General features: G+C 58.1%; 5 protein-coding genes and 3 pseudogenes. 3 read left to right on the top strand and 5 right to left on the bottom strand.

Going from position 1 to position 5,796, the window contains the following annotated elements; all coding sequences use genetic code 11:
* A pseudogene (locus NKJ32_RS34850) lies at positions 1-287 on the top strand (IS701 family transposase); the annotation flags it as partial.
* A gap of 36 nt (positions 288-323) precedes the next feature.
* Here the strand turns inward: NKJ32_RS34850 and NKJ32_RS34845 are convergent.
* The 3 genes and pseudogenes from NKJ32_RS34845 to NKJ32_RS34835 form a co-directional block, all read right to left on the bottom strand.
* Positions 324-761 carry a 2OG-Fe dioxygenase family protein gene (locus NKJ32_RS34845; RefSeq protein ID WP_352509854.1) on the bottom strand — a complete coding sequence of 146 codons (438 nt, stop codon included), beginning with the start codon at positions 759-761 and terminating at the stop codon, positions 324-326.
* On the bottom strand, positions 737-886 hold the full coding sequence (locus NKJ32_RS34840) for a 2OG-Fe dioxygenase family protein (protein ID WP_352509853.1): 150 nt from the start codon (positions 884-886) through the stop codon (positions 737-739). Before NKJ32_RS34840 ends, NKJ32_RS34845 begins: the two co-directional genes overlap by 25 nt.
* 34 nt (positions 887-920) lie before the next feature.
* Positions 921-1,465: pseudogene (locus NKJ32_RS34835) on the bottom strand (IS6 family transposase); the annotation flags it as partial.
* Positions 1,466-1,763: 298 nt separating this feature from the next.
* On the opposite strand from NKJ32_RS34835, the gene NKJ32_RS34830 reads away from it, so the two are divergent.
* The gene (locus NKJ32_RS34830) at positions 1,764-2,141 is read left to right on the top strand and encodes a flagellar export protein FliJ (RefSeq protein ID WP_352451800.1); all 378 of its coding nucleotides are present in this window, start codon (positions 1,764-1,766) and stop codon (positions 2,139-2,141) included.
* 200 nt (positions 2,142-2,341) lie between these two features.
* On the opposite strand, the gene NKJ32_RS34825 is transcribed toward NKJ32_RS34830, so the two are convergent.
* Both NKJ32_RS34825 and NKJ32_RS34820 read right to left on the bottom strand, forming a co-directional pair.
* Positions 2,342-4,261 (bottom strand): potassium transporter Kup, encoded by a 1,920-nt coding sequence (locus NKJ32_RS34825; RefSeq protein ID WP_352830441.1) that lies wholly within the window; start codon positions 4,259-4,261, stop codon positions 2,342-2,344.
* Positions 4,262-4,345: 84 nt separating this feature from the next.
* Positions 4,346-4,520, bottom strand: a pseudogene (locus NKJ32_RS34820) (IS6 family transposase); the annotation flags it as partial.
* Positions 4,521-4,990: 470 nt separating this feature from the next.
* On the opposite strand from NKJ32_RS34820, the gene tyrS reads away from it, so the two are divergent.
* The coding region (gene tyrS, locus NKJ32_RS34815; protein WP_352830438.1) for a tyrosine--tRNA ligase at positions 4,991-5,796 on the top strand (806 nt) is incomplete at its 3' end.

Genomic DNA, 5,796 nt, shown 5'->3' with positions numbered 1-5,796 from the left:
AGGCGCGCTGGGTCTGCGAACAGGCGCATCAGCAGCTCAAGGAGGAACTTGGCCTCGACCACTTCGAGGGGCGCTCATGGACGGGTCTGCACCGACACGCGCTGATGACGATGATCGCCTATGCGTTCCTGCAATCTCGCCGCCTCAAACAAGCGGGAGGGGGAAAAAAGAATCCTCGGCCCACCGCCCCAACCGAGCCTACCCGCCGTCAGGCAAGCCATCCTCTCCGCGCTCGCGCAGCCGCCCCCAATCCGTTGTCCCCACTGCCGCAGAACCCTCTCCGCTAAAAATCTGCCAAAGTAGTGTTAGGTTCAAGACTCGATTCATAGTTTCTCGAAGGCGATGACAAGGACGTCACGATATGCGAACGGCATTTTCGGATTTTCGGTCACGATCGATGATACATCATGAAACGTCTTGCGGTCGTTGCAGATCACAAAATCATTTGGAAGGTTCATTTCGACATCGCCGAGGAACCGCTTTGAGGCATCTGTAATCGTGCTCATACCGCCGGTGACGTTAACCCGCCCGATCATGTGAGAAACGATGAAATCCACCCCGTCCTGATGGAGTCCCTCGGGTGCTGGTTTGCCGTTTACACCGTCGCGTGCAACAATCCGGTAGGGATGAAGCTTAATATTCCAACGATCATGTCCTGCAGTTTCACAAAAATTCTGCAGAAACCTGTCAGAATCTTGTTTAAGACAGATGATCGATAAAGGATTGTTCAAAGGGCTCAAAGTAGCGCTTGAAGCCGCCATTCAAAGTGGTTGATGGCTTTCGATTGCTCGTAAGGGGCATGCGGCAGGAGCCGAAAAATTCCCTCCACTGCGTCATATTCAAACGCACCATAGCGCCGGTAGCGATAGGTCCCGCCGTCACGCATGTATTCATCGAGAAGCAGTCGATTCCAAGACCCCCTGCATCATCCGCTCCCGTTTTCGCGGCGGCACATGGGAATTCTCCGCTCTGTTGTTCAACCCCTTGTGCGACCGGTGCTCGACGTCCGGCATCACCTGTCGCTTTGCCGCTCCATACGAGCGCAGCTTGTCGGTGATCATGCGCTTCGGCGCGAGCCCCTGCTTCTTAAACAGCCGCGTCAGCAAGCGCTTGGCGGCTTTGGTGTTGCGGCGGTTTTGCACGATTTCGTCCAGCACATATCCATCCTGGTCGACGGCGCGCCACAACCAAAGCTTTTTTTTGCCGGCGATGGTGACGACCACTTCGTTCGGGTACCAGACATGATTCCGGCACGGCGGCTTGCGGCGCAAGCAGCGAGCGTAGTCCGGCCCGAACTTGATGCCCCACCGGCGAATTGTCTCATACGAAACCACGATGCCGCGTTCCAGCAGCATTTCCTCAACCAGACGCAGGCTCAGCGGAACCCGGAAATAAAGCCAGACCGCGTGGGCGATAATAGGCGGCGGAAATCGGGGGGCGTGTAGCTGACGGCGGGCGTATTCATGCCCCCCGGCGTCTATGTCGCAAATCTTGGCGATTGGTTTGTGTGACAAGCCCGCCGCAGGTCTCAACGCGTTCATATGCAGACAATGTGAAATCGCCCTATTCCGCCTTTTTTTACCGCCCCTTAAGTTCCTCGCTCGCATGCTTGTCGATGCCATTGAACTCATGGCCATCGGCCAAGGATTTCGAAAATATGTTTCCTCTCGCAGCAGAAACCGTGAGAGTCGCTGTAGGCCTAACGTTAAGGGGCTGGGAGAGAGCGGTTTGATTGGACGAAATGTGTACCGGAGTACCGAGTCATGAAGCCACGAGGTAATCTGGTCCGACTGAAGCAATTTCAGGTGAATGAGAAGCGGCGACAGTTGCAGCAGCTAGACATGATGATTGCCGATTTCGAACGCATGGCGCGAGAACTGGACTTCCAGATAAACGCCGAGGAAACGAAGGCCGGCATCTCCGATATCAATCATTTCGCTTATCCGACGTTCGCCAAGGCCGCCCGCCTACGTCGTGACAACCTCAAGAATTCGCAATCGGACCTTCTGCGGCAGAGAACCACAGCCGAGCCATGCCTCGCCGAGGCTGAAGCAGAGCTCTCCAAGGCGCAAATGCTAGAATCGCGCAGCGGCAGAGGCCACGACCTCGAACCCGGCAACCGAAGCGCCATGATCGGCTGAGCCGGACGGCTTCAGCGCGCCTCAATTCGCGACACCCGACTGGCCGTTGGCGCGTGTGTCGCCGCAGCGTGACAGCCGTCCCGGCCAGCTATCGCTGCATCAAGCCGCTGAAACTTTACAGTGCCGGGCACGCTGCTACCTCAATTTCCTTACCGCTCAATCAATGTGACAGCACCGATTCTTCTCAACCGCGGCATGCCTTAAATCGTCACTTGCGTTCCGATCTCGACGACGCGTCCGGTCGGGATCTGGAAATACTCGGTCGCATCGGCCGCCGTGCGCGCCAGCCCGATGAACAGCTTGTCCTGCCAGACCGGCATGCCGGAATTGGGCGACGCCTTGAGTGAGCGCCGCGACAGGAAGAAGGACGTCGTCATGATGTCGAACTTCCAGCCCTGTTTGCGGCAGATCGCCAGCGCACGCGGGATGTTGGGCTGCTCCATGTAGCCGAAGGTCAGCGTCACCCGCATGAACAGCTCGTTGACCGTTTCCATCTTGACGCGCTCGCTGTCGGGCACAACCGGCTGCGGCGCCGTCACCACCGAAAGGATGACGTTCTGCTCGTGCAGCACCTTGTAGTGCTTGAGGCTGTGCATCAGCGCGGTCGGCGCGCTCAGCGGATCGCTGGTCAGGAACACCGCGGTGCCCGACACCAGATGCGGCTTCTTCTTCAGCAGATTGCCGGCAAGGAAATCCAGCGGGATCTCGTTCCGGCGCGTCTTGTCGAACAAATAGCGGGTGCCGCGTATCCATGTCCACATCGCCAGCACGATGGTGAAGGCTACCGCCAGCGAAGCCCAGCCACCTTCGAACACTTTGACGATGTTCGAGGCAAAGAAGCCAATGTCGATGAACGCGAATACCACTGTCAGGGAGATGGCCAGCCAGAGCTGCCATTTCCAGATGCGGCTCATGATCACGTACAGCAGCACCGTCGTCACCAGCATGTTGCCGGTCACCGAAATGCCGTAGGCTGAGGCAAGCTTGCTGGATTCGCCAAAGCCGACCACCAGCAGCATCACCACCAACGCCAGCAGCATGTTGACGCGCGGCATGTAGATCTGGCCGGACTGTCTTTCCGACGTATGTAGGATTTCCAGGCGCGGCAGCATGTTGAGCTGCACCGCTTGCCTGGTCAGCGAGAAAGCGCCGGAGATCACCGCCTGGCTGGCGATGACGGTCGCAGCGGTGGCGAGAACGACCATCGGAATAAGCGTCCAGCCTTCGTTCATCTCGAAGAAGGGATGACCGACCACGCCGTTTTTCGCCAGCACGAATGCGCCCTGCCCGGCATAGTTCAGCAGCAGGCAAGGGAACACGATGGCCAGCCAGGCGAGCACGATGGGCTTACGGCCGAAGTGGCCGAGATCGGCATAGAGCGCCTCGGCGCCGGTGACGGCGAGGAAGATGGCGCCGATCGTCACGAAGGCGACGTCTGGTGAATTGATCAGGAACGCGACGATATAATGCGGGCTGACTGCCAGCAGGATTTCCGGATCGGCGATGATGTGGTTGAGACCGGAAAGGCCGATGGCCAGGAACCAGACTGCCGTGATCGGGCCGAAGATCAGGGCGACGCCGCCGGTTCCAAACCGCTGTGCCGAAAACAGAATCGCCAGGATGACCAGCGTCAGCGGCACCACATAGGGCTGGAAGGTCGGCGTGACGACGTTCATGCCTTCGACCGCCGACAGCACCGAGATCGCCGGCGTGATGACTGCGTCACCAAAAAAAAGCGAGGCACCGACGATGCCGATGCCGAGGATCACCGCCGAGCGGGTCGGGAAACTGTTGCGCGCCAGCGCCATCAGCGACAGCACACCGCCCTCGCCGCGATTGTCGGCCCTGAGCACGAACATGATATATTTGATGGTGACGATGATCGTCAGCGACCAGATGATCAGCGACAACACGCCGAGGATGTCGCCACGGTTGGCGACTTCGCCCCCCGACGATGCCACCAATGCCTCGCGGAAAGCATAGATCGGGCTGGTGCCAATATCGCCGTAAACCACGCCGAGTGCGCCCAGCATCAGCACCTTGGTGCTGTGCTGCTCGACCTCAGAATGGCTCGATTGTTCGACCGGTTCTGCCTCGTTACCAGTACTGGTAAGGGCCATAGACGACACTCCGATAAGCGCGCGGTGCTCTACGCTTGCTGCGCTGCAATATCAAGTGCCGTCACGTAATGGCTCCGTATGCGGACCGCATTTGTTGCCCCACCGGCGGATTGTCTCATACGAAACCACGATCCCCCTCCAGCGCCATTTCCTCGACCAAACACAGGCTCAAGGGGAACCTGAAGGAGAGCCAGACCGCATGGGCGATGATCTGCGGCAGGAAACGATGGCGCGTGACGCTCAACCTGCCCGACCTCAGCTGGAGTTTGCGACGGAACCGGGAAATATGCCGGACCAAGCTGACTGGTGACACACGAACGCATTATTGTCTTCCGGTCTGGCGGCAACAGTATCGGCAGGACGGCAAAGCTGACCGGCTGCTGCAGCGAAGCGCAGGTGAAGCGCGTCTGGGCTCGACATCAGAAGGAAAGCGGGAAGCAGGAAATGCTGTCGCAAAAGTTGAGCTCTGCGACGGTGCAAAAGTCAGTTGCAAATCGTCGCGACAGAGGCTCGGCAGCTCCCCGAAGTAGCCATTTCAGATTGCTTGCAGGTGCGGATAAAGTCCTTTATGCATCGGCACATGATCAAGTCCGCGCTCATCGCTGCAATCTATTATGCGACGCTTCCATAAGGAGCGGCGCGTTTCGATCATGCCTTGAAACAAGCCGCCGTCAGGCGGCTTTGTTCATGAGAGGACCCCCTGGCGGCAATACCAGGAGGATTCCCTATATGGCACTTCCCGATTTACCAACCGCTCATTCCGAACCATGTTCGGCGGCTTTGAAGACGCTCATTGAGCGCGGCTATGTAAATCAAGGGACCGACCTGCCGGGTGTCGATGCCGCCTTTGAAGCAGGCATCGTACCCGCTTACGCTGGTTTCGATGCGACGGCTGACAGTCTTCATGTCGGCCATCTTCTTCTGATCATGGCGCTTCGTCATCTTCAGCAGACTGGCCATAAACCCATCGTTCTCATTGGGGGTGGGACCACCCGCATCGGCGATCCCAGCTTCCGTTCGGAGGCGCGGCCGATGCTGACGGACGAGCGGATCGCCGCCAACATTGAAGGGATCAGAAAGGTCTTTGGCCGTCTCCTTGTCTTCGGAGACGGCCCGACGGATGCCGTGATGGTGAACAATGCCGACTGGCTGGACAGCATTCGTTGGATCGACATGCTGAGAGACGTCGGCAGGCATTTCTCCGTCAATCGGATGCTCTCTTTCGACAGTGTGAAGTCGCGGCTGGAAAAGCAGGAGAATCTGAGCTTCTTAGAATTCAACTACATGATCCTCCAAGCGTTCGACTTCCTTGAGCTAACCCGCCGGACCGGTTGCCGTCTGCAGATGGGTGGAGCCGACCAGTGGGGGAACATCATCAATGGCATCGACTTGATACGGCGGACGGATGGAAAGGAAGTCTTCGGAGTGACTACGCCGCTTCTGACGACTCCTTCAGGTGTCAAGATGGGTAAGACGGCTGCCGGAGCTGTGTGGCTCAACGAAGATCGCCTTTCGCCATACGATTACTGGCAATT

The organism is Mesorhizobium sp. M0159, from assembly GCF_040322295.1.
Classification (GTDB): Bacteria; Pseudomonadota; Alphaproteobacteria; order Rhizobiales; family Rhizobiaceae; genus Mesorhizobium.
This window is presented reverse-complemented; position numbering and strand designations above follow the sequence as displayed.